Origin of the sequence: Flavobacterium pectinovorum (genome assembly GCF_006438875.1) — a bacterium.
In the GTDB taxonomy this organism is placed as follows: Bacteria; Bacteroidota; Bacteroidia; order Flavobacteriales; family Flavobacteriaceae; genus Flavobacterium; species Flavobacterium pectinovorum_A.
Window position 1 is genome coordinate 37,995 of record NZ_RCZH01000019.1, and the last position, 24,145, is coordinate 62,139.

Here is a 24,145-nt window from a genome sequence, read left to right on the forward strand (position 1 = left end):
ATACATTAAGAAATGATAGGAACATTTCCAATTTAAAAAATCCGATCTGTTTTCACAAATCGGATTTTTTAAATTGAAAATTATATAATCTCGAGAGATACGAAGCATTTATTTTAAAGGCGGATATTCTATTCCTGCTTCTTTAATAAGATCATATCCATATTTCATTATTACTTCGATTACCGGAATAGCTTTTTTTCCTTTTTCCGTGATATTGTATTCTACTTTTGGTGGTACCTCCGGATAAACGGTTCTATGAATCAATCCTTTACTTTCCAACTCTTTTAATTGACTGGTAAGCATTTTGTCTGTGATATGAGGAATGTCTTTCTTTAATTCGCTAAAGCGTAAAACATTGTTTTGTAATCTCCATAATATGGGCATTTTCCATGTGCCGCCAATATGTGCTATTGCAAATTCTATAGGAGTATAATAAAGTTTTCTGTCGTGAAAAAAATCAGGCATTTTTCTAAGTGTTTAAAAATCAATTAACTTTCAAAAGGGTAAGTGTATTACATAAATGTAAGTAACGTATAAGTTATTTATTACTGCTGCAAATTTGCAAAAAATAAATTTATGAAACGTATACATTATCTATTAGCCTTAGGAACATTTGGAATTGGAACAACTGAATTTGGAGTAATTGGAATTTTGCCTCAAATAGCGGCCGCTTTTTCTGTTACAATTGAAAAAGCAGGACAGCTATTGAGCTTGTTTGCTTTAATTGTAGCTGTGTCTGGTCCATTTGTAATGCTTCTAATGTCTTCAGTGAATAGAAAAAAATTGATGCTATTTGTCTTAGGTATTTTTGCTATTTCAAACCTTCTTTCTGTTTTTGCGACTAGTTTTAATATGCTTTTAATTGCCAGAATATTGCCAGCATTTTTACATCCGGTTTTTTGGTCAATTGCTCTTTCGATTGCTGCAAATAGCTTGTATGGTGAAACATCTTCAAAAGGAGTTGCTATTGTTTTTGGTGGATTTACAGTATCTAGCGTTATCGGAATTCCACTGGCAACCTTAATGGCTTCGGTATTTAATTGGCAGTCTTCTTTTGTGTTATGTGCTGTTATTAATATTTTATCTTTTGTGGGAATATTGTTTTTTTTGCCTTCAATTAAAATTGCTGAAAAACAAACGGTATCCTCACAAACTAAAATTCTGAAAAAGCCTATTTTATGGATTAGTTTTACTTTATCATTTTTGATGATTGCGGCGATGTTCTCCACTTATGGTTTTATGGCGGTTTTTTTAGCCAGAGTTACTAAAATGAACGGGACACAAATTAGCTGGATGCTTTTAATTTTTGGTTTAAGTGGTGTTGCGGGCAATTGGCTTGCAGGTTTTTTGTTAAATAAGAGTATTTTGAAAACCGCTTTTATGTTCATTATTGCTTTAATGTTAATTCATTTGCTTTTGTATTGTTACGGTTTGTATTTTGTTCCAATGATACTATTAATTGCAATTTGGGGTTTTGTGCATACGGCAGGTTTTTTAATTAGCAATGTGAATCTTACTTCATCAGCTCCTGAATCTCCGGAATTTGTAAACAGTATTTTTACTACTTGTGGTAATGCCGGAGTAACTTTCGGGACCATACTTGGTGGATATTTTATATCTGGTTTTTCTGTTCAAAATGTTATTTGGTCTAGTATTGGGTTACTTATAATGGCACTTCTGGTTTGGATTCTAAAAAGATTTGGCAATTTCGAATAGATTAAATAAAAAAAATCCGACTTGCTTTCACAAATCGGATTTTTCAAATTGAAAATTATATGTAACCGTAAAACGGTTTTGTATTACAAGTGAATTACTTCGCCGTAAGCATCAGCCACAGCTTCCATAACAGCCTCGCTCATTGTTGGGTGAGGGTGAATAGATTTTAAGATTTCATGACCTGTAGTTTCAAGTTTACGAGCTACAACTGCCTCAGCAATCATATCTGTAACTCCGGCACCAATCATGTGACATCCTAACCATTCACCGTATTTTGCATCAAAGATTACTTTTACGAATCCGTCCGGAGTTCCGGCAGCTTTAGCTTTTCCTGAAGCTGAGAATGGGAATTTACCAATTTTTAATTCGTATCCTTTTTCTTTAGCTTGTTTTTCTGTTAAACCTACAGAAGCGATTTCAGGAGTTGCGTAAGTACAACCAGGAACGTTTCCGTAATCGATTGGGTCTACGTGTAAACCAGCAATTTTCTCTACACAGTTAATTCCTTCAGCAGAAGCTACGTGAGCCAAAGCTTGTCCTGGAGTAACGTCTCCAATAGCATAATATCCGGGAATGTTAGTTGCGTTGTAAGCGTTTACTAAGATTTTATCTCTGTCAACAGCGATTCCAACTTCTTCTAAACCTATGTTTTCAATGTTAGTTTTAATTCCAACTGCCGAAAGAACGATGTCAGCTTCAAGAACTTCTTCACCTTTTGCAGTTTTAACAAATGCTTTTACTCCCGCACCCGTTGTATCAATACGCTCAACAGATGAGTTAGTCATAATTTTAATTCCGGCTTTTTTCAAAGAACGCTCAAATTGTTTTGAGATATCTTCGTCTTCTACAGGAACAACGTTTGGCATAAATTCTACAATAGTAACCTCAGTTCCCATTGAGTTATAAAAGTGTGCAAACTCAACTCCAATTGCACCAGAACCTACAATAATCATAGATTTTGGTTGTGTTGGTAATGTCATTGCCTGACGGTATCCAATTACTTTTACACCATCTTGTGGTAAGTTTGGTAACTCACGAGAGCGAGCTCCGGTTGCGATGATAATATGGTCAGCGCTATATTCAGTAACTTTATTGTCTTTATCAGTAACGTCAAGTTTTTTACCTGGTTTTAGTTTTCCAAAACCTTCAATAACGTCAATTTTGTTTTTTTTCATCAAGAACTGAACTCCTTTGCTCATTCCTTCAGCAACACCACGGCTGCGTTGTACAACTGCCGGGAAATCTTTATCGAACTCAGAAACTTTCAATCCGTAGTCAGAAGCGTGTTTTAAGTAATCAAAAACCTGAGCTGATTTTAATAATGCTTTTGTTGGGATACATCCCCAGTTTAAACATACACCACCTAAGTTTTCTTTTTCAACTACAGCTACTTTAAAGCCTAATTGTGAAGCTCTAATAGCTGTTACATATCCGCCAGGACCACTTCCTAAAACAATAACGTCGTATTTCATTTTTTTGGTTTTTAGTATTTAATATCGAAAATGAGGTTTAATTCCGAAACTCATTGATCGATTTATTCTTTTGTTATTTGTGATTGCGAATTTAAGGAATTATTTTAAAAAACACTTCAAATTTTATTTTTACCCACACCGATTTTGATCTTTTCACAGAGATGGGGCAAATTGTTAAGTGTTAATTGTGAATTATTAATTGAAAATTCAAATTTGGAAATTAAATCTGAAATTAAAATGTTTGTCAAAATACACGAAGCCGAAGGCTTTCGTATTGAAAACTCTTCGACTTCGTTTAGAATGTATGATAACATTAATAATTTATAACTAATAATTTATAATTAAAATTTAAACTTTAACATGTCCCCAGTTTTCTCCACTGGCGATTCGTCTGATTTGCATTTCGCTTACGCCAAATTGTTTCGCGATCATTTTAAGACGTGTTTTTTGTTCCGGTCGGGCAAGAATTTTCTTGATTAACATCACTTTTGTGGTGGTTAATTTTCGTCCGTCGGCTTTTAGGTTATGTTCGATAAGGTTCTTTTTAGCCTGAATCACTCGCGGACTTTTGCGGCTGTGTTCCATCATCTCCGCTTTTGTCGCCCAACGTAGGTTTTTTTCATCATCGTTACTTCGGTTGTAATCCATATGAAGGACATAAGTTTGCTCTTCGGATGTTTTCGGAATAAAATACTGAGCAACTAACTTATATAAAAAGAGGTATTTGTTGACAATTTTGTCATCTTTTTTTACTTTAAATCTAAAAGTTGGATATCCATCACTTAGTCCGCCTTTCAGGAGACGTCCGTTTTCCATTTCATCAGTGAAGCTTATTAATCTGCCTCTGTTCGAAATGGCATATCTAAGTTGTAATGAGGCGTTTATTTCTATTTCTTTGAATTTTTCGTCTGGATAAAATCTGTTTTGTGGCATTTTCTTTTGCATTTGAATTTTGTCTCTCAAAGATAAAAAATTCAAAAACCATAGTAGTTATATAATTTCGCTCAGATATTACATTTATGATTCCTATAACGCTAATTTAACTTTTTTAAGAAATTTTTTAGCATTTGAAAATCTAATTGGCGACCGAAAATTGCGAATCGTATAGATTTTTGTAATATCCGTCGATTTTATTAAGCAATTCGTGGTGCGTTCCTTGTTCCACAATCAATCCTTTATCCATAACTACAATCTTATCCGCATTTACAATTGTAGCCAATCTATGCGCAATAATGATCGAAGTTCTTCCTTTAGTAATCGTTTCTGTGGCGCGCTGAATCAATTCTTCAGAATAGGTATCAATCGAAGAAGTAGCTTCATCCAAAATTAAAATACTGGGATTACTCACATATGAACGTAAAAAGGCGATTAATTGACGTTGTCCTGAAGACAGCATTACACCGCGTTCTTTTACGTCGAAATCATAGTTATCCGGCAAGCTCATAATAAAATTGTGTACGCCGATTTTCTTGGCAGCATCCAAAACTTGCTCACGCGTAATCTCAGGATTGTGCAAAGTAATATTGTTGTAAATCGTATCAGCAAACAAAAATACATCTTGTAAGACTACCGCAATTTGTTTTCGAAGAGAAGCCAAAGTATAATTCTCGATATTATGACCATCGATAAAAATAGTTCCGCTATTGATTTCGTAAAAGCGATTCAGTAAATTAATAATAGTAGATTTACCTGCACCCGTCGAACCAACAATTGCAATCGTTTGTCCGGAAGCAACAGATAAATCAATGCCTTTTATTACTTCTTCTTCGGGAATATAACTAAAACGGACTTGTTTAAATTCGATACTTCCATCAAAAACAGGAGCTTCAAGCGTTCCCGTATCCTGAATATGATCCTGAGTGTCGATAATATCAAAAACACGATTGGCAGCAATCATTCCTAATTGCATCTCGTTAAATTTATCCGCAATCTGGCGTAATGGATTAAATAACATCCCAATAAACATCGTATAAGAGAACAAATCTCCGAAAGTTGTAAAATGATCTCCATTCAGGATTTTAAATCCGCCATAAACAACAACTAATCCCAAAGTAATAGACGAAATAATATCGGCAATAGGGAAAAATATCGAGTTGTAAAGAATCGTTTTGATCCACGCAACTCTATGTTTGTCGTTGATAACTCTAAAGTTTTCGGCTTCAATTTTTTCACGATTAAAAAGCTGAACAATTTTCATTCCCGTAACACGTTCCTGAACAAACGAGTTCATATTAGCAATTTGCGTACGCACTTCTTCAAAAGCAACTTGCATTTTGCGCTGAAAAATTCTAGTGATATAAACCAAAATAGGCATTGCAACCACCACAATCCAAGTCAGTTTCCAGTTCATGTAAAACATAAAAATAAGAACAACCAGCATTTTCATCAAATCGCTTATAATCATAAACAATCCCTGACTGAAAATACGTGCAATCGATTCAATGTCCGAAACTGATCTGGTAACCAATTGTCCAACCGGAACCAAATCAAAATATTTCATTCTAAAACTCAAAATATGCTTGAAAAGTTTGGTTCTGATGTCTTTTACAATATCCTGACCCAACCAGTTTGCCCAGAATACAAAATAAAACTGAGAGAAAACTTCGCATAATAGAACCACGCCCATTAATATAATGTACATCAATAAACCATGCTTGTCATGCGTCTTGATATAGCCGTCGACCGTTTGTTTTAATAAATAGGGGCGAAGTGCGGCAAAAATCGAAAGGGAAACTGCAAAAATAATAACGCCATAATAGCGCCATTTATAAGGTTTAGTATATTTTAAAATTCGTTTGAATAATCCGGTATCAAATGCTTTTGCTTTCATTTATTTTTTTTGGAGCTATTTCCTGCTTTCCGTTTCAAGTTTTTCTCAAAAATATGTTTTTGTATTATTTTTATAAAGCTTCCGTTGGTCGCTCTATAAAAATTACAAAAATTATATTTTTTTCAAAAAAGCTTTTCACTTCAATCAGGGCTATTTTATGATGTAATCGTAATCAATTTCGGTTAAATACAATCCGTGTGCCGGAACCGAGAACCCGGCTTTTTCTCTGCTTTTACTCGCGATGATATTTTCAAAATCAGTCAGAGAAATTTTGTGTAAACCAATGTTTACCAAAGTGCCCACAATAGAGCGAACCATATTCCGTAAAAAACGATTTGCCGAAATGGTAAAAATCAGCTTATTATTTTCGTGTTTCCAATAGGCCTCAAAAATCGTGCAATCAAATGTGTTTACATCTGTATTTACTTTCGAAAAACACTGAAAATCGGTATGATTCAGTAAGATTTTTGCAGCTTCATTCATCAAAGCTACATCTAATTTTTGATTAAAATACCAACTCAATTCCTCCAAAAACGGATTTTTAACAATGTTGATATGATATTCATACGTTCGCTTTGTCGCATCAAATCTACAATGCGCATCATCATGAACCGGAATAAGATCAAAAATTGCAATGTCCTTTGGTAAATACGAATTCAGTTTGTGCACTAAATTCGAAACATCAATAGGAGTTTCAAAATCAAAGTGACCGTACATTTCCTGTGCATGAACACCAGTATCCGTTCGTCCGGCACCCATAACATTTATAGGAGAATTTAATAAAACCGAAAGCGCTTTGTTTAAAGTTTCCTGAACAGAAGATGCATTAGGCTGAAATTGCCAACCATGATAATGTGTTCCGTTATAGGCGAATTGAATAAAATATCTCAAGGTGAAGGTTCATAGGTTCTGAGGTGCAAAGGTACAAAGATTTTTTTCTTTATAGGTTCAAAGTCGCAAAGGTGCAGAGGTTCAAAGTTTTTTTCTGTAGAATATACTAATACTCATCCATGTGAAATAGATGAATTACTAAATCCCTCCTGTTTTGTGTTTGTGAATAGAAACCTTTGAACCTTTGCCTCTCTGAACCTATGTACCTTCCTCTAAAAACTGTTAACGTCCAAAATACCAATCATAGTTTACCCAGCAAAAAATCGTGTCACAAATTGACAATTCCATCGATTTAATCAAAGGTTTTTTTTAACATTTTTTTTAAAAAATTGGCAAAAGTTAATTTTTAAAATATTTCATTTTAACAGGAAGTATTTCTATTATGTTTGTAGCTTAAATATCAAAACTATGAATGAAATTACTTCTTATTGGTGGATAATTTTAATCCTATTCTCTATTATTTTTTACAAATTTATTTTACGTGTTTTCTTCGGAATGGTGATGGTTCCGGAAGATAAAATTGGTTTAGTCACCAAAAAATTCGTTTTGTTCGGCGCAGACAAATCATTACCGGATGGTCGAATCATCGCAACAAAAGGAGAGGCTGGTTATCAGGCAAAAACGCTTGCTCCGGGTTTATACTGGGGAATGTGGATCTGGCAATATTCAATTGATATGTCTGGATTTACAGTTATTCCAGAAGGTAAAATTGGATTGGTTTTAAGTAAAGACGGAAAAGAAATTCCAACAGGACGAATCTTAGCTCGAAAAGTAGACAGTGATAACTTCCAGGATGCTACTTTTTTCTTAGACAATGGTGGGCAAAAAGGGCGTCAAACGGCTTTTATTACCACAGGTTCGTATCGTATAAATACGTTCTTGTTCGAAATTGTAATTGCAGACCAAATCAAGATTTACGAGAACATGATTGGTATCGTGACAGCTCTCGATGGAGATCCAATTCCGCAAGGACAAATTGCCGGTAAATTTGTTGAAGGTCATAATAACTTTCAGGATTTTGACAAGTTTCTGGACACTGGCGGAAATCGTGGTTTACAACCGCAAGTAATGTTAGCAGGATCATACTATATTAATACATGGGGAATTCAGATCGAACAAAACCCAATGACAGATGTGCCTATTGGATATGTAGGAGTTGTGATTTCTTATATTGGAGAAGACGGACAAGATGTTACAGGTGATACCTTCAAACACGGAAATATTGTTTCGAAAGGACAGCGTGGTGTCTGGATGGAACCACTTGGACCAGGAAAATATGCTTTGAATAAATACACGACTAAACTAGAAGCTGTTCCAACAACGAATTTAGTTTTGAACTGGGCAAATGCCAGAAGTGAATCACATGATTTAGATAAAAATTTATCTACGATTACCGTTCGTTCAAAAGATGGTTTCCCTTTTAATCTTGACGTAGCTCAGATTATTCATGTTCCTGCTGCCGAAGCACCAAAAGTAATTGCCCGTTTTGGAAGTATGAACAACTTGGTTTCTCAGGTTTTAGAGCCTACAATTGGTAACTATTTCAGAAACTCGGCTCAGGATAGCGATGTGATTTCGTTCTTATCGACAAGAAAAGAGCGTCAGGAATCAGCAAAGAGTCATATTAAGTTAGTTCTTGACGAATACAATGTAAACGCAGTTGATACTTTGATTGGAGATATTGTTCCACCAGATTCATTGATGAAAACTTTGACAGATAGAAAATTAGCTGAAGAAGAGCAAAAAACATATCAAACGCAAAGAATGGCGCAGGAACAACGTCAGGGAATGGAGAAAGAAACTGCTATTGCAGATATGCAAAAAGAAATCGTTCGCGCTTCGCAAAGTGTTGAGATCGCACAACGTACTGCAGATGCAACGGTTAAAAAAGCAGAAGGAGATGCAACCAGTTTAAAACTGAATGTAAACGCTGAAGCGGAAGCAACAAAAATGCGTGCAAATGCAGAAGCCGAAGCTACAAAAGCAAGAGCAGGAGCACAGGCTGAAGCTACAAAACTAAATGCAAGCGCAGAAGCAGAAAGAATCTCTAAAACTGGTCTTGCCGAAGCAGAGAAAATTATGGCAATTGGTAAATCTACAGCTGAATCGTACCAACTTCAGGTTAGTGCAATGGGAGGTGATAACTTTACCCGATATAAAGTGACCGAAGAAATTGGTAAAGGAAACATCAAAGTGATTCCGGATGTCTTAATTACTGGAAACGGTGGATCTGATGGTTCGATTAGTGGTTTATTAGGTTTGAAACTAATGGAAATGATGGATACCAAAGATTCTAAAGATGGTAATAAAAACATTAAAAAATAATAGTTATCAACGTGTTTAGATTTCCTAACAGGTCTCCAAGGCCTGTTTGGTATAATTGTAGATGTTCGTAATAAATAAAGAATACCTAACAGGTTTTAAAAACCTGTTAGGATATACAAATCCGGTCTGCATCAGTAGATCGGATTTTTTTATGTTTAAAAATAAAAGAAAACCTTATGAAAGACGCACTGCTGTGCGTCTCTACAGAAAAAACATTTGAACCTCTGTTCCTTTGCAACTTTGTACCTATAAAAGAAAAACTCAGAACCTTAGCAACTCAGAATCTTAGAACCTTTAAAAAAACCTTTGTACCTTTGCACCTCTAAGCCTCTACACCTGTAAAGAAAATGAAAAAAATCCTCCTCCTTTCCGATACTCACAGTCATATTGACGATACCATTTTAAAATATGTAAATCAGGCTGACGAGGTTTGGCATGCGGGAGATATTGGTGATTTGAATGTTACGGATACTATAAAAAAACTTAAACCTTTACGCTGTGTTTACGGAAACATCGATGACGCACAAGCGAGATTGGAATTTCCTTTGCATAATAGGTTTCTATGCGAAAATGTTTCTGTTTGGATTACGCATATTGGTGGTTATCCGGGTAAATATAATCCTGCGATAAGAGAAGAGATGGCTTTAAATCCACCTAAATTATTTATTTGTGGACATTCCCATATTCTGAAAGTAATTTTTGATAAAAAGAACAATTTGTTACATATGAATCCAGGTGCAGCAGGAAAAAGCGGTTTTCATCAAGTTCGCACAATGCTTCGGTTTGTAATTGATGATGATAAAATTAAAGATCTTGAAATTATTGAAATAGGAAAAAAGTAAAATTTAATTAATGAGGTAGAGGAACTTGTATTTTGATAGCGGTTCCTTCGTTTTCTTTTGAGATAATAGAGATTGTTCCTTTGTATTTTTTAATTCTTGCTCTAATTCGGTTTAAGCCAAAACCTTCGGCTTCTTTTAATTTTTGAGTTTTAAAACCTTTCCCGTCATCGTGAATCATAATTGTGAAAAGATTTTGTTTTTCGGACAATGAAATTTCGGCATTTTGGGCATCACTGTGTTTTATGATATTATTGAATAGTTCGGTTACAATAAAGTAAAGCTTCATTTCAAATTTTTCAGTATATCTTTTTTCGGTCGAAATGGTACTTGAGTACCCAAAATGAATACTCGAATTGGAGTTTCTTTCACACAAATCTTCTAAGGCATAAATCAATCCAAAGCGTAGTAATAAGGTAGGGACTTGCTCGTGTGACATATCTCGCAAAAGGTCATGAGCTTCTGCTAAGATACTTTTTGCTTTCTGAATTTCTTCAGATTTTATATTATTCTGCATCGTAAAAGCATTCAAATGTAGTCCCACAGAAGATAGTAAGGAATTAATATTATCATGTAGAAATGATGCGATTTTTTTTCGTTCAATTTCCTGACTGTCGATTCCGGCATTTATAACGTTAAGGAGTATTTTTTGCTTGATATCTTTCCGTTTAATTTTTTCTTTTAGCTTATTATTTTGATAATAAAGATAGAATAAGAATGATAGTATGATTACAAGTATAATTGATAAGCTTATTATTTTTTTATTACCTAATTGATTTATTTTTTGTGGTTCTGAAATATCGCTTTTATTGGAAATCTCAGTGGGGATATTGCGAGATTCTATGAAGTGATTTTGCTGACTAAACACAAAATTTCCATTGGAAGAAATAAACATTAAAAGCGTTATAAAAACTCTGAAAATAGACATAAAACGATAGGAGAAAAAAAAATTAGAATCAGATTAAGAATTAATCAAGTTGTTTTTTAGTGCATATTTTACAAGACCAATTGTGTTTTTAGTTTGTAATTTCTTCATGATATTTTTTCGGTGAGTTTCAACGGTATGGATGCTAATGAAGAGTTGTTCACTAATTTCTTTTCCACTGTATTCAAGTGAAATTAAAGTAATAATTTCGATTTCTCTCGAGCTTAAAATCTGATTTTCAGTATAGATTTTCTTATTTAATTTAGTATTGTTTTGTGTGAAACTAAAAAATATTTTTTCTCTTACAGCATCACAATAATATTCCTGACCCTGATAAACGGCTTCAATAGCTTCGATAATATTTTCGCCGGCACATTTTTTTGTGAGGTAGCCTTTAGCACCTAGTTTCATTACTTCTTTTATGATTTTTAAATCATCATAACTGGATAGGATAATTACTTTACAAAGAAATCCTTTTTGACTAAATTCTTTAAGTACTTCAATACCGTCCTTTTTAGGCATACTTATATCTAAAACTAAAACATCAGTGTTATTTTGCATAACATCCTGATATATAGTAGTGCCATCCTTAGAATTACCTATGACTTCAAAATTTTCGACTGTATGTAATAAGTTTGTCAAACCATCAATAAGTACCTGATGATCATCGGCAAGATGTATCCTTATTTTATGTTTCATTAGTGCTTTTTGGAAATAAACAGCAAATTTATCAAGGATTTCTCTTATGGGATTACCCTTAAAAGGTTAATTTATATCTTGATAGGGTAAAAACAAGGCACAAAAAAACCCGAATATAAAATTCGGGTTCTCTTCGCACAAAAAATTTAAGTTTATAGGTCTACCTCAAACGGTCTACAGATTTTACGAGATCTTCATCCTTCTTGATGGCTTTATTAGCTAAAACTAATAATACGATAGAAACAATAGGTAGAAACATCCCAATACCTTTCTCAGAAACCGCAGTTTCTCCAGATAAATTTAGAGATCGATATACAAATAATCCTAATAAAATTAAATTTAATATTATGTTCAGTCTGTTCATTACAAACTGATTTTGTCTTTTTTTGAATGAAATGATACTCACTATAGTAAGCATCGTACTTAATCCAACTATTACAGTATATATAGGATCTTGATTAAAATAAAATAATGCTCCGCCTTTTAATGTCCATAACGGAATAAAAAGCATCAAAACACTTGTTGCAATAAATGCAAGAATTAAATATATAGTCTGAATTCTTTGTATCATTATTTGAAATTGTTTTACAAAAATATATTTTCTTTTTTTAAAATACTATTGTATGATTAAATTTTATTCGTATTATTGCATCATAATACCGTAAGCACTTCATACTGCGGGCAATTGAAATAAAATATCTACCTATTCTTTTTACAGTATTTCCTTTAAAATAATTAAATTCATAGAACATTCATGTTTGATATTTCTGCATTAAAAGAAATGAAGCTTTCTGAGCTTCAAGAAATAGCTAAGTTAGCTAAAACTATAAAGTTTAATGGCGTTAAAAAAGAGACTTTAATAAGTCAGATTTTAGCACATCAGGAAGCGACTGTAGCACCGCCAGTTAATGCTGTGGCCGAAAAAGAAGAGGACGATAAGCCTAAAAGAGCAAGAATAGTTCCTGCAAAAAAAGTCGCTATTTCAAAAGCTGCTCCGGTTTTAGAATTTGATGAAGTAGAAGAAACTCCTGAAAAAGTTAAAACTCCTGCGATTTCAAAAGCAACTCCAAAAGCTCAGCAAGCTCCAAAAGCAGAAGAAATACAACAAGAAGAAGCTACACAAGAAGTTCAGGAAGTTCAGGAAGTTCAGGAAACTCCTGAAAACAATGAAATACAAAAAAAAGGACCAAAAATTGTAAAGTTTAATAAATCAGCTTACGAGAAAAAGGTTGCTCTGCAAAAAGAAAAAGAAGCTACTAAAGAAGTAGGTTCTGAAGAAGCTGGAGAAACAGCTCCTGAAGATCACAATACTGTAGGAGAAAATAAGGAAATCATAGAAAAAGCCGAAATTACTGCTCCGGTAAAAAAGATAAATCCAAATCAGAACAAAAATCAAAATCCAAACCAAAACCTAAATCAAAATCCAAATGGGAACGGAAATGGAAATGTGAGTAACGGAAATCAAAACCCAAATCATAAAAATAAAAAGAATAATTTCAGAGATTCAGACTTTGAGTTTGACGGAATTATCGAAAGTGAAGGTGTTCTTGAAATGATGCCTGACGGATACGGATTCTTACGTTCATCAGATTATAATTATTTAGCCTCTCCGGATGATATTTATTTATCAACTTCACAAATCAGATTATTCGGTCTTAAAACCGGAGATACTGTAAAAGGAGTGGTTCGTCCTCCAAAAGAAGGCGAGAAATTTTTCCCTTTAGTTCGTGTACTTAAAATCAATGGTCACGATCCGCAAGTTGTTCGTGACAGAGTTTCTTTTGAGCACTTGACACCAGTTTTTCCTTCTGAAAAATTCAAATTAGCCGAAAAAGGCAGCTCAGTTTCAACTCGTATTATCGATTTATTCTCTCCAATAGGAAAAGGACAACGTGGTATGATTGTAGCACAGCCGAAAACGGGTAAAACAATGTTGTTAAAAGACATTGCAAATGCCATAGCAGCAAATCACCCTGAAGTTTATCTTATTGTTCTTTTGATCGATGAGCGTCCTGAAGAGGTTACAGATATGCAACGCAGCGTTCGTGGAGAAGTTATTGCTTCTACATTTGACCGTGAACCACAAGAACACGTGAAAATTGCGAATATCGTTCTTGAAAAAGCAAAACGTCTGGTAGAATGCGGACACGATGTTGTGATTCTTTTAGATTCGATTACACGTTTGGCAAGAGCTTACAATACAGTTCAGCCTGCATCAGGAAAAGTTTTAAGTGGAGGTGTTGATGCAAATGCATTACAAAAACCAAAACGTTTCTTTGGAGCTGCAAGAAATGTAGAAAACGGCGGATCATTAAGTATCATCGCAACTGCATTAACTGAAACAGGTTCTAAAATGGATGAGGTTATCTTTGAAGAATTTAAAGGAACTGGTAACATGGAGCTTCAATTGGATCGTAAAATTGCCAATAAACGTATTTTCCCTGCAATCGATCTTACTTCGTCAAGTACACGTCGTGATGATTTATTATTAGACGAAAAAACATTACAAAGAATGTGGATTATGCGTAAGTATCTTTCAGATATGAACCCGGTTGAATCTATGGATTTTGTAAACGAACGTTTCAAGAAAACAAGAAATAACGAAGAATTTTTGATTTCTATGAATGACTGAAAAAAGGGACAAAGGTTCTAAGGTTTTTCTTTTGGAATCTATAAATATAAAAAGAGGGATGAGTTTTAAAACTCATCCCTTTTTGTTTTTGTAAACTTTAGACTTGTAATAGACTATTGTCTATTATATGTTGTTTTCAATTTTTTTGTAATTCCTGAGGATTAATAATCGACACAATATTGTCAGACTGAGCGAAGTCGAAGTCCTACAAAGTGATTCAGTATTCGAATATTCCTCTCAGACCTTTGCGACTCTAGAAAGACGCACTGCTGTGCGCCTCTACAAAAAAAACTTTGAACCTTAGCAACTCAGAACCTTATTTCTTATCAACTACAGGTCTATTTTCTCTATTTGCTAAATCCCAGGCAACAACAAATGCAAGTTGTGTTCTTTTTGTCAAAGCATCGTATTCTATTTTTTGAGGTTCGTCGCCTTTTCCGTGGTAATCTTCGTGAACTCCATTGAAGAAGAAAACAGCTGGAATACCATGTTTTGCAAAGTTATAATGATCAGAACGCTCATAAAAATGGTTTGGATCTTTAGGGTCGTTAAATTTAAAATCTAAATCTAATTTAGTGTATTTGTCATTTTGCGCTACAACAGCATTGTGTAAATCGGTAGATAACCTGTCAGCACCAATTACATAAACATAATTGTTTGTTTTAGCATGTTCTACATCACGACGACCAATCATATCAATATTGATATCAGTAATAGTATTCGCAATTGGAAACAATGGATTTTCTGAATAATAACGAGATCCGTGCAAACCGTGCTCTTCACCAGTTACATGAAGAAATAAAATAGAACGTTTTGGACCGTGACCTTGTTTTTTAGCTTTTGCAAATGCTTTAGCCATTTCCATAACAGCAACCGTTCCGGAACCGTCATCATCAGCACCATTATAAACCTCACCATTTTTAATTCCAACGTGATCGTAATGTGCTGAAATTACTAAAACTTCGTCCGGTTTTTCAGAACCTTCGATATAAGCCCAGATATTTTCTGAATCCTGTAAGTTTTCATTGCGCTTTGCGTTTAGGTATGCAGCGGGAATGTGTTGGTAATAATCAGTTGCTCCTTTAGGAAATGACACGCCATTTTTTTTGTATTGGTCAATCATATAAACACCTGCTTTTTTCTGACCTTTTGATCCGGTTTCACGACCTTCCATTTCATCAGAAGCTACGACATAAAGCATTTTTTTTAGATCTTTCTCCTTAATGACTTTTATGTATTTAGTCGGGTCTGAGTTATCTTTAGAAGCAACAGCTTGCATGTTTTTACAAGAAAACGCTGAAGCAACTAATAATAGAACTACAATTTTTTTCATTGATTAGTTTAGTGTAAGTTGATAAATATATATAGCATATAAAAAACGAGTAAAAATAGGATAAAATTAAAGTTTATAAAAAATAAGATTACACTTTTAACAAATGAAACTATTCTGCTTTCGCCGTAAAAACGATGATGTGCCGGATAAAAATAATAAGACATCCATATTATACCCACAAAATTGATAATATCAGTGACTATTGCCATTGGGCTGTCTTCTCCAAATAAGCCAATTACTTTGTTGACAATGAATAAGATGAGAAATATTAAAAGTAAAAAGGAGAAGTAATGCAAAGTAAAAATACCATGATCAAAATAGTACCATTTCTTTTTATTATGAAAAATCCATAAGAAGAAAGCGAAGAAAGGCATTATAATGAACAGAATTTTGGGGATATTATGAAGAAAAGATTCTATGAATTTTTCAATGATTTCCTTTTTAGTATTGTGTTCGGTGACATGAACAGCCTTTTCGTAAATCCAATATTGAAATTCTGTAATTTTTTCGCTTTCCTTACCATACTTTTGAATAGAGTCGATCTCTTTCATTGACTTTAATTGAAAGTATTTTTTATCGAGCTGTTTCATCGTTTTTTCCTGCAAGTAGTTTTTATCACGATGCTTTTCAGTTTTGTCTTTGCTGGATTCTTCAAAATTTGAACTAATTTCTTTTTCACCTTTGTTAAGATTCTCAGTTATTTTATTTGGAAACAAGGCAATTAAAAGAAAAGTAATAAAACTGATAAAAATATACAAACGAACAGGAGCCAGATAAGACAATCTTCTACCTGAAAGATATTCTTTAGTTAGAGTAGAAGGTTTAAAAAGTAAGTTTTTAATGGTTTTCCAGAATGCATTTTCATAATGCGTCAAATCTTCAAAGAAATGGATAAACAAATGATGAAATGTTTTTCGGCTATCAGTATTTTCCTGTCCGCAATTTGGACAAAATTTTTGTTCAACAACGTGCCTGCAATTTAAGCACGTTTTGTCTTTTCTAATCGGACTGTGTGACATTGGTTATTATTGATTGATTTGGTTTATGGTTTAGTTTATGTTTTTTTGCCCACGGATTTGACGGATTAAACGGGTTTACGCTGGTTTCTTTTTGCCACAGATTACACAAATTAGCACAAATTTTTAGAATAATAATCTGTGCCAATCTGTTTAATCCGTAACATCCGTGGGCTATTTTTTTATTTTTTCAATACTTCATTTAGAAATAATTGTAAATGCTCAAATGCTCTTTTTGCAGCAACGGGATTATACGCAGCGCCTTTAGAATTATCGCTTCCGGCTTCCGGATTTGTAAAAGAGTGAACCGCATTTGCGTAATAAATCATTTGCCAATCGGCTTTAGAATCGCGCATTTCTTGTTGAAAAGCGGTAATTTCTTCTTTAGATTCAAACGGATCATCAGCGCCGTGGCAAATCAAAACTTTGGCTGTAATAGGTTCTACAGGGCGACTTGCATCTCTGGCTAAGCTGCCATGAAATGAAGCAACTCCTTTTACATTCAAATGTCCGCGGGCAGCTTCAAGAACTCCAGTTCCTCCAAAACAATATCCAATAGCCACAATATTATCTGCATTTGCACCGGATTTTATTAATTCCTTTAAAGCTGCATCGATTCTTTTTTGGTATGCTGCAAAATTGGTTTTGTAAAAGCCAGCTTGTTTTCCGGCTTCCGAAGTATTTTTAGGATAGTTTCCTTCACCATAAATATCGGCGATGAAAACGGTATAGCCTAATTTTGATAAATTTTCAGCAATATCTTTTGATGCTTTGTCAATTCCCAGCCATGCAGGCAAAAGTAAGATTCCAGGGTTGTTACTGCTTTTTTTAGCAGCTTTTATAGATAAACCGTTTAATACCTGATTTCCATCGGCGTATTTTACAGGTTTTAATTGTGCGTTTATAGCGTTAGAAAATAATATAGTAGCAAAAAGTAGCAGAGCAGAATTTTTCATGATTTCACAATTTTTAACAAATATCAGAAATATTATGTTACAAAAAAACCTCAAAAGTGATTTCTTCTGAGGTTTATAACATTTGTTTTCTGAATTATGAATCCATTGGAATTTAAATTATTCTGAATGTTTTATAAAGTAATATTTCGCTTAAAAGCACATCCTAATTCTATCATAGAATCTGTTTTTGCAATGCCGGGAATATTATCAATTTTTTCATATAATATCCTACGCATGTGTTCGTGGTTTTTTGCCGTTATTTTTAGGTAAAGCGTGAAAGATCCGGTTACAAAGTAGCATTCGGTAATTTCAGGAATTTCTTTTAAAGCCTCAATAATTCTTTCAGAATCTGAATCTTTATTGAGCGTAATACCCGTAAAAGAAGCCCAATCGTAGCCAATTTGTTTTTCGTTTAAAATAGGTTTGATGCCCGTTATAATTCCTTGTTCAAACAAACGATTAATACGTTGGTGCACCATAGTATTTGAAATTTTCAAATTAGTAGCAATGGTAGAATAGGCAACTCGTCCATCTTTTTCTAATTCTTTTATAATTTTAATGTCAAACTCGTCTAAGATATCCATGCACTATTTTTTTCGTTTAATTTATGTAAAGATAAAAATAACTATGATTTGATGTTTAAAACCAAAAGATAAAATGACTTATAATTGTGTTAAAATAAGTTATTTTGTTTTTATAAAAGCTATTATTGAGTTAAAACATGTTGATTATTGCTTTTAAATAAATAAATTTTATATTTTTGCTTCAATAAAAATAAATTATCATGGGACATAAGCAAGAAGTACTTTCATCAAAGTCTGAGGTTTTGATCGAAAAAGAAAACAAATACGGAGCTCACAATTATCATCCACTTCCAGTTGTATTAGAAAGAGGAGAAGGTGTATATGTTTGGGATGTTGACGGAAAAAAGTATTATGACTTTTTATCGGCTTATTCTGCTGTGAATCAAGGTCACTGTCATCCTAAAATTGTAAAAGCGATGACGGATCAGGCACAGAAATTGTCTTTGACTTCGCGTGCTTTTTACAATGATAAATTAGGAGAGTATGAAGAATATGTAACCAATTATTTTGGTTTCGATAAAGTATTACCAATGAATACAGGTGCAGAAGCGGTTGAAACAGCTTTGAAACTTTGTAGAAAATGGGCTTATGAGGTAAAAGGAATTCATGAAAATCTGGCACAAATTATTGTTTGTGAGAATAATTTTCACGGAAGAACGACAACAATTATCTCTTTTTCAAATGATGAAACTGCCCGTAAAAACTTCGGTCCCTTTACAGACGGATTTATAAAAATTGAATATGATAACCTAACGGCTCTTGAAAAAGTTTTAGAATCGTCAAAAAATATAGCAGGATTTTTAGTAGAACCTATTCAGGGTGAAGCCGGAGTATATGTTCCGTCAGAAGGATATTTGGCGAAAGCAAAAGCATTGTGTGAGAAACATAATGTATTGTTTATTGCAGATGAGGTTCAAACCGGAATTGCCCGTACCGGAAAATTATTGGCCGTTCATCACGAAAATGTGCAACCGGACATCTTAATTTTAGGAAAAGCAATTTCTGGAGGAGTTTATCCGGTTTCTGCAGTTTTAGCAAATAACGAAATCATGAATGTGATTAAACCAGGTCAGCACGGATCTACTTTTGGTGGAAATCCTGTTGCTGCTGCTGTTGCAATCGCAGCTCTTGAAGTGGTTAAAGAAGAAAACTTAGCTGAAAATGCAGAACGTTTAGGAATCATTTTAAGAAAAGGATTAAACGAAATCAAAGAACGTAACAACCTGATTACTTTAGTTAGAGGAAAAGGTTTATTGAATGCAATTGTAATTAATTGCGGAGAAGATTCTGATTTGGCTTGGGAAATTTGCCTAAGATTCAGAGATAACGGATTATTGGCAAAACCAACGCACGGAAACAAGATTCGTTTAGCGCCGCCATTAGTAATGACAGAAGAGCAAATTCAGGAATGCCTTGAAATTATCGAAAAATCATTGGAGGATTTTAGAGATTAGTTGGTTATTAATTGACTATTACGATACTATTTTAAAAACATATATGGCTTTCCATATATGTTTTTTTTTGCCATGAAAAAAAATATTATTCTGATACAATTAGATCTTTTAGTGGCTATTATGAGCTCTTACGCAGTTTAATTTTGCAAAAAAATCAAATATTAACGATACATACCTTCTCCCACTTGTGTCGTATTTATTTGAATAAAAATGATGCTAATTTATTATGACTAAGATATGATAACAATAAGCCTGTGCATGATTGTGAAAAATGAAGAAGAGACATTGGCACAATGTCTTGACTCTATCAAGGAAATTATGGATGAAATTATAATTATTGATACTGGTTCTACTGATAAAACGAAAGAAATTGCATACTCATTTACAGATAAAGTCTATGATTTTGAATGGATAAATGATTTTGCAGCCGCAAGAAATTTTGCATTTTCTAAAGCGACAAAAGAATACCAACTTTGGTTGGATGCTGACGACATTATAATCGAAAAGGATAAGATCGCTTTTCTGGAACTTAAAAAAACACTTTCTCCTGCAATCGACATGGTTTTGATGAAGTATAATTATGTTGTTGATGAGAACAATAATCCTTCCTATTCTTTCCATCGTGAAAGATTACTAAAAAGAGCTAATAATTATCAATGGAGTGATCCTGTTCATGAATATATTGAATATGGAGGCAATTATTTAGTTTCTGAAATTGCTATTACACATAAAAAGCTAGTTTCCTTTTCAGATCGCAACTTAAAAATTTATGAGGAACAACAGCGAAAGAATTTACCTTTCTCTCCAAGATCTTTGTATTATTATGCCAGAGAGCTAAGAGATCACGATAAATACAAAGAAGCAATTGAATACTTTAATAAGTTTCTTGATACAAAAAACGGAGCTGTTGATGATAACATAAATGCCTGTAATGAAATTGGTAAAATTTACAAGAAATTAGGTGATACAGAAAACGCTTTAAAATACCTCTTTCAGAGTTTTATATTCGACATTCCAAGAGCAGAGGCATGTTGTGAAATAGCATCGATTTATAAGGCTAATGCAGATTATACAAAAGCCATCTATTGGTACGAGTTTATACTTACTTTGAAAATTTCTAACACTGACACCAATATGACTTCAATTGATTGTTGGAATTTTGTGCCAGCAATAGAACTTGCAGTCTGTTATTCTAATATAAAGAATATTGAAAGAGCAATATATTTTAATGAATTGGCAGGAAGATATAAAGTGAATCATGCTTCTGTACTACACAACCGGGAGTATTTCAATACATTCAAAAAAAATAAAGATTGTTTATATAAAGATTATATACATTAAGTATTGAAAACTTACAGTACAAAATAATAGTAAAAAGAAGATTATATAAAAAGGCGTTCGCTGTAGCGAACGCCTCCTGGTTATAATTACTTAAAATATCAAAAAAAGTAACTATTTCTTAGAGCCAATGTTTATAAAGCATTGGCTCTTTTTTTATTTTAAAACCTAACTTTTTTAAGTTCCCACAAGGTTTTAATAAACGTATCAACATCTTGTGTTGTGTTGTAAAATGCCAACGAAGGACGAACCGTTGTTTCAACGCCCATTCGTCGTAAAATTGGCTGCGCACAATGATGTCCTGTTCTTACGGCAACACCTTCTTTGTTAAGCGCTTGCCCAACCTGATCGTTTGAATATCCTTGCAGATTAAAAGAAAGTACGCTTGCTTTATCCTTTGCCGTTCCTATCAATCTCACACCCGGAATTTCTTTCAGCAATTTTGTAGCATATTCTAACAAATAATGTTCGTATTGCCCAATTGCTTCAATTCCTAGTTTTGTGACATAATCAATTGCCGCTCCAAGACCAATTGCATCGGCGATATTTCCAGTTCCGGCTTCGAAACGATTGGGTGCTTTGTGGTATTTTATCTCCTCAAAAGTCACATCCTGAATCATATTTCCACCCGCTTGATACGGTTCCATTTCGTTTAATAAATCTTCTTTTCCGTATAAAGCACCAATTCCGGTTGGACCAAATAATTTATGTCCCGAGAAAACAAGCCAATCCGGATTCAGATCCTGAACATCTACTTTCATATGCGAAACAGATTGTGCACCGTCTATTAGAACTTTCGCTCCGGCGGAATGTGCCATTTCGACTATTTTTTTAGCAGGAGTTACAGTTCCCAAAGCATTTGAAACTTGTGTAAAAGCAACCAAACGTGTTTTCGGATTCAGAAGTTTTGCATATTCGTCAAGCAAAATCTGACCGTCATCATCAACCGGAATCACTCTTAGTTTTAAGCCTTTTTTATCTGCCAGTCTTTTCCACGGAACGATATTAGCGTGATGTTCCAGATTACTTACAATGATTTCGTCTCCGGCAACTAAATTATGATCGCCCCAACTTTGTGCTACCAAATTAATTCCTTCGGTTGCGCCGCGAACAAATACAATTTCGTTTACAGAACCAGCATTCAGGAACGTTTTTACTTTTTCGCGTGCCGCTTCATAAGCGTCAGAAGCTCGTGCCGCTAATTCATGTGCCGCACGATGAATATTTGAATTTTCGTGTTCGTAGAAATAAGCAATACGATCAATTACCGATTGTGGTTTTTGAGTTGTTGCTGCATTATCAAACCAAACCAGAGGTTTTCCGTTCACGGTTTCTCTTAGAATCGGAAAATCTTTTTTGATTAATTCAGCATTAAAATTAGTTCCGGTAATGGCGCCAATTTCTTTAGAACCAAACGTATTTCCAACAATTGGACTTGGACTTTTTTTATCAAAAGCAAAAGGATTCTGATCTAAGAAATAATAGTTGTTTCCTGGTCCATTTCCATTTAATGGAGAAATGTCTCTCTTTTTAAATTGTGTGTCAACCGTTGCCAAAGCTGCTTGTAATTCAATTTCAAAAGAAGAATTCTCCGTTTGAAAAGGCAAATATTGATTGTTCAGCAGCAATTGAGAGAAAAACGAATCTTCAGTCAATTGTGGTGATGCTCCATTTTTTAAATTAGAATCATGAAAACCCGTATGCGGGTTATTGATGTTTAAATTATAATCTTCCTGAACTCCGGATGTTGTAACACCACTTTGCGGATCAAATCCGGCTCCGGCATTTGGATATAAAGCCGAAGCTCCTGTATTACTATAATTAGCAATTGTTGGAGTCGCCCCAAAACCGCTAAAGGAATTTGGATTTGGCTGAATATTCAACGGATCTTGTGCCGGAATTGGAGCTGTATTACCCAAATTTCCTGCCTGCAATATCGTTTCTGCAATTTTAGTTGCACGAGGATGTTCACTTTTATCCGGACTTAACGAAATTTCTTTCGGAAACTCATTAGGCAAAGTCCTGAACAGTTCGTTTGCCAAATTTTGCAAATCGTCAATATTAGGTAAACCGTTGTTGTTAGTATTTGTACTCATGATACTTTCCTATTTCTACATCTTCAAGAACAGCGATGGCGTCATCTACTAAAACTGCCAATGAGCAATAAAGAGATACAAGATAAGAAGCGATTGCTTTTTCGTTTATTCCCATAAAACGAACTGATAATCCAGGAGATTGTTCGCCTTGTAAACCTGGCTGAATCAAGCCGATAACTCCTTGACGGCTTTCTCCGGTTCTCAAAAGAATGATTTTAGATTTTCCGTTTACAATTGGCAATTTATCAGATGGAATAAGCGGAATTCCTCTCCAGGTTAAAAATTGTGATCCAAATAATGACGTTGTTGGAGGCGGAACTCCACGACGCGTACATTCACGGCCAAAAGCGGCAATTGCTAACGGATGTAACAAGAAGAAACCAGGTTCTTTCCAGACTTTAGTCAATAATTCGTCTAAATCATCCGGAGTTGGTGCACCAGTTCTTGTTTTTATGATTTGCGAAGGAGCAATATTGCTCAACAAACCATAATCTTTATTGTTGATTAATTCGCTTTCCTGGCGTTCTTTGATCGTTTCGATAGCCAAACGAAGCTGCTCAGAAATTTGATTGTATGGTTTACTGTATAAATCAGAAACACGTGTATGAACATCGACAATAGTCTGAACGGCAGCCAGATTGTATTCTCTTGGATTTTCGATATAATCCACGAAAGTATTTGGTAAAACTCTTTCGTCCCTTGCAGAACAGTCCACTTCGATATCGATTCCGTCTTTTACTTTATTCAAACGAAATACACCCGATTCTACCGGAACCCAATGCAAAAGATGCGTTAGCCAACGCGGAGATGTGTTTCCTATTTGTGGAACTGAACGGGTCGCAATTGCTAATTGTCTTGCTGCTACATCGCCTAATGCGGTTTGTTGTTTTTTTAATTCAGCCATGATTTAATGGTTTAAAGGTTATTTTTTGTTTATGATGTTAATAGGTTTCGAATTGCATAGACCTATTTTATGCTATAAGTAAATTTATGTTAAAAATTAAAGCTTCTTAAAATAAAGGATGTTTTATTTAGGTTT

The 24,145-nt window shown here is 34.1% G+C and carries 20 protein-coding genes; 6 read left to right on the top strand and 14 right to left on the bottom strand.

Annotated features, from left to right (window positions below; translation table 11 throughout):
* Positions 1-108 precede the first annotated feature (108 nt).
* On the bottom strand, positions 109-465 hold the full coding sequence (locus tag EAH81_RS22410; protein ID WP_140511234.1) for a winged helix-turn-helix transcriptional regulator: 357 nt from the start codon (positions 463-465) through the stop codon (positions 109-111).
* Positions 466-576: 111 nt separating this feature from the next.
* Between EAH81_RS22410 and EAH81_RS22415 the strand changes: the two genes are divergently transcribed.
* Positions 577-1,716, top strand: coding sequence for an MFS transporter (locus EAH81_RS22415; RefSeq protein WP_140511235.1), 1,140 nt, complete (start codon positions 577-579; stop codon positions 1,714-1,716).
* Between the two features lie 83 nt (positions 1,717-1,799).
* Here the strand turns inward: EAH81_RS22415 and lpdA are convergent, their stop codons facing one another.
* The 4 genes from lpdA to truA all read right to left on the bottom strand — a co-directional run bounded on the left by lpdA (position 1,800) and on the right by truA (position 6,909).
* A complete protein-coding gene (gene lpdA, locus EAH81_RS22420; protein WP_121329580.1) occupies positions 1,800-3,188 on the bottom strand; it encodes a dihydrolipoyl dehydrogenase in 1,389 nt (462 codons plus the stop codon).
* Between the two features lie 348 nt (positions 3,189-3,536).
* Positions 3,537-4,121 carry an NUMOD4 domain-containing protein gene (locus EAH81_RS22425; protein WP_140511236.1) on the bottom strand — a complete coding sequence of 195 codons (585 nt, stop codon included), beginning with the start codon at positions 4,119-4,121 and terminating at the stop codon, positions 3,537-3,539.
* A 142-nt stretch (positions 4,122-4,263) separates the two neighbouring features.
* On the bottom strand, positions 4,264-6,018 hold the full coding sequence (locus EAH81_RS22430) for an ABC transporter ATP-binding protein (RefSeq protein ID WP_140511237.1): 1,755 nt from the start codon (positions 6,016-6,018) through the stop codon (positions 4,264-4,266).
* A 150-nt stretch (positions 6,019-6,168) separates the two neighbouring features.
* Positions 6,169-6,909, bottom strand: a complete 741-nt coding sequence (gene truA / locus EAH81_RS22435; RefSeq protein ID WP_140511238.1) for a tRNA pseudouridine(38-40) synthase TruA — start codon at positions 6,907-6,909, stop codon at positions 6,169-6,171.
* Positions 6,910-7,317: 408 nt separating this feature from the next.
* On the opposite strand from truA, the gene EAH81_RS22440 reads away from it, so the two are divergent.
* Both EAH81_RS22440 and EAH81_RS22445 read left to right on the top strand, forming a co-directional pair.
* A complete protein-coding gene (locus tag EAH81_RS22440) occupies positions 7,318-9,234 on the top strand; it encodes an SPFH domain-containing protein (protein ID WP_140511239.1) in 1,917 nt (638 codons plus the stop codon).
* Between the two features lie 347 nt (positions 9,235-9,581).
* The gene (locus EAH81_RS22445; RefSeq protein WP_083692918.1) at positions 9,582-10,076 is read left to right on the top strand and encodes a metallophosphoesterase family protein; all 495 of its coding nucleotides are present in this window, start codon (positions 9,582-9,584) and stop codon (positions 10,074-10,076) included.
* Between the two features lie 7 nt (positions 10,077-10,083).
* Here the strand turns inward: EAH81_RS22445 and EAH81_RS22450 are convergent, their stop codons facing one another.
* The 3 genes from EAH81_RS22450 to EAH81_RS22460 all read right to left on the bottom strand — a co-directional run bounded on the left by EAH81_RS22450 (position 10,084) and on the right by EAH81_RS22460 (position 12,268).
* On the bottom strand, positions 10,084-10,968 hold the full coding sequence (locus EAH81_RS22450) for a sensor histidine kinase (protein ID WP_241676636.1): 885 nt from the start codon (positions 10,966-10,968) through the stop codon (positions 10,084-10,086).
* A 66-nt stretch (positions 10,969-11,034) separates the two neighbouring features.
* Positions 11,035-11,697, bottom strand: coding sequence for a response regulator (locus EAH81_RS22455; RefSeq protein ID WP_140511241.1), 663 nt, complete (start codon positions 11,695-11,697; stop codon positions 11,035-11,037).
* A 160-nt stretch (positions 11,698-11,857) separates the two neighbouring features.
* A complete protein-coding gene (locus EAH81_RS22460; RefSeq protein ID WP_140511242.1) occupies positions 11,858-12,268 on the bottom strand; it encodes a DUF4293 domain-containing protein in 411 nt (136 codons plus the stop codon).
* Between the two features lie 183 nt (positions 12,269-12,451).
* Between EAH81_RS22460 and rho the strand changes: the two genes are divergently transcribed.
* The gene (gene rho / locus EAH81_RS22465) at positions 12,452-14,329 is read left to right on the top strand and encodes a transcription termination factor Rho (protein ID WP_140511243.1); all 1,878 of its coding nucleotides are present in this window, start codon (positions 12,452-12,454) and stop codon (positions 14,327-14,329) included.
* A gap of 316 nt (positions 14,330-14,645) precedes the next feature.
* On the opposite strand, the gene EAH81_RS22470 is transcribed toward rho, so the two are convergent.
* The 4 genes from EAH81_RS22470 to EAH81_RS22485 all read right to left on the bottom strand — a co-directional run bounded on the left by EAH81_RS22470 (position 14,646) and on the right by EAH81_RS22485 (position 18,218).
* A complete protein-coding gene (locus EAH81_RS22470; protein WP_140511244.1) occupies positions 14,646-15,662 on the bottom strand; it encodes a M28 family peptidase in 1,017 nt (338 codons plus the stop codon).
* Positions 15,663-15,670: 8 nt separating this feature from the next.
* On the bottom strand, positions 15,671-16,681 hold the full coding sequence (locus tag EAH81_RS22475; protein WP_140511245.1) for a DUF3667 domain-containing protein: 1,011 nt from the start codon (positions 16,679-16,681) through the stop codon (positions 15,671-15,673).
* Between the two features lie 179 nt (positions 16,682-16,860).
* Positions 16,861-17,634 (bottom strand): dienelactone hydrolase family protein, encoded by a 774-nt coding sequence (locus EAH81_RS22480; RefSeq protein ID WP_140511246.1) that lies wholly within the window; start codon positions 17,632-17,634, stop codon positions 16,861-16,863.
* Positions 17,635-17,765: 131 nt separating this feature from the next.
* On the bottom strand, positions 17,766-18,218 hold the full coding sequence (locus tag EAH81_RS22485; protein WP_140511247.1) for an Lrp/AsnC family transcriptional regulator: 453 nt from the start codon (positions 18,216-18,218) through the stop codon (positions 17,766-17,768).
* A gap of 200 nt (positions 18,219-18,418) precedes the next feature.
* Between EAH81_RS22485 and rocD the strand changes: the two genes are divergently transcribed.
* Positions 18,419-19,672 (top strand): ornithine--oxo-acid transaminase, encoded by a 1,254-nt coding sequence (gene rocD / locus EAH81_RS22490; RefSeq protein ID WP_140511248.1) that lies wholly within the window; start codon positions 18,419-18,421, stop codon positions 19,670-19,672.
* A 258-nt stretch (positions 19,673-19,930) separates the two neighbouring features.
* Positions 19,931-21,013 carry a glycosyltransferase gene (locus EAH81_RS22495; RefSeq protein ID WP_206669106.1) on the top strand — a complete coding sequence of 361 codons (1,083 nt, stop codon included), beginning with the start codon at positions 19,931-19,933 and terminating at the stop codon, positions 21,011-21,013.
* 158 nt (positions 21,014-21,171) lie between these two features.
* On the opposite strand, the gene EAH81_RS28040 is transcribed toward EAH81_RS22495, so the two are convergent.
* Positions 21,172-23,106 (bottom strand): family 2A encapsulin nanocompartment cargo protein cysteine desulfurase, encoded by a 1,935-nt coding sequence (locus EAH81_RS28040; protein ID WP_140511250.1) that lies wholly within the window; start codon positions 23,104-23,106, stop codon positions 21,172-21,174.
* A complete protein-coding gene (locus EAH81_RS22505; protein ID WP_140511251.1) occupies positions 23,090-24,010 on the bottom strand; it encodes a family 2A encapsulin nanocompartment shell protein in 921 nt (306 codons plus the stop codon). Before EAH81_RS22505 ends, EAH81_RS28040 begins: the two co-directional genes overlap by 17 nt.
* Positions 24,011-24,145: the final 135 nt, after the last annotated feature.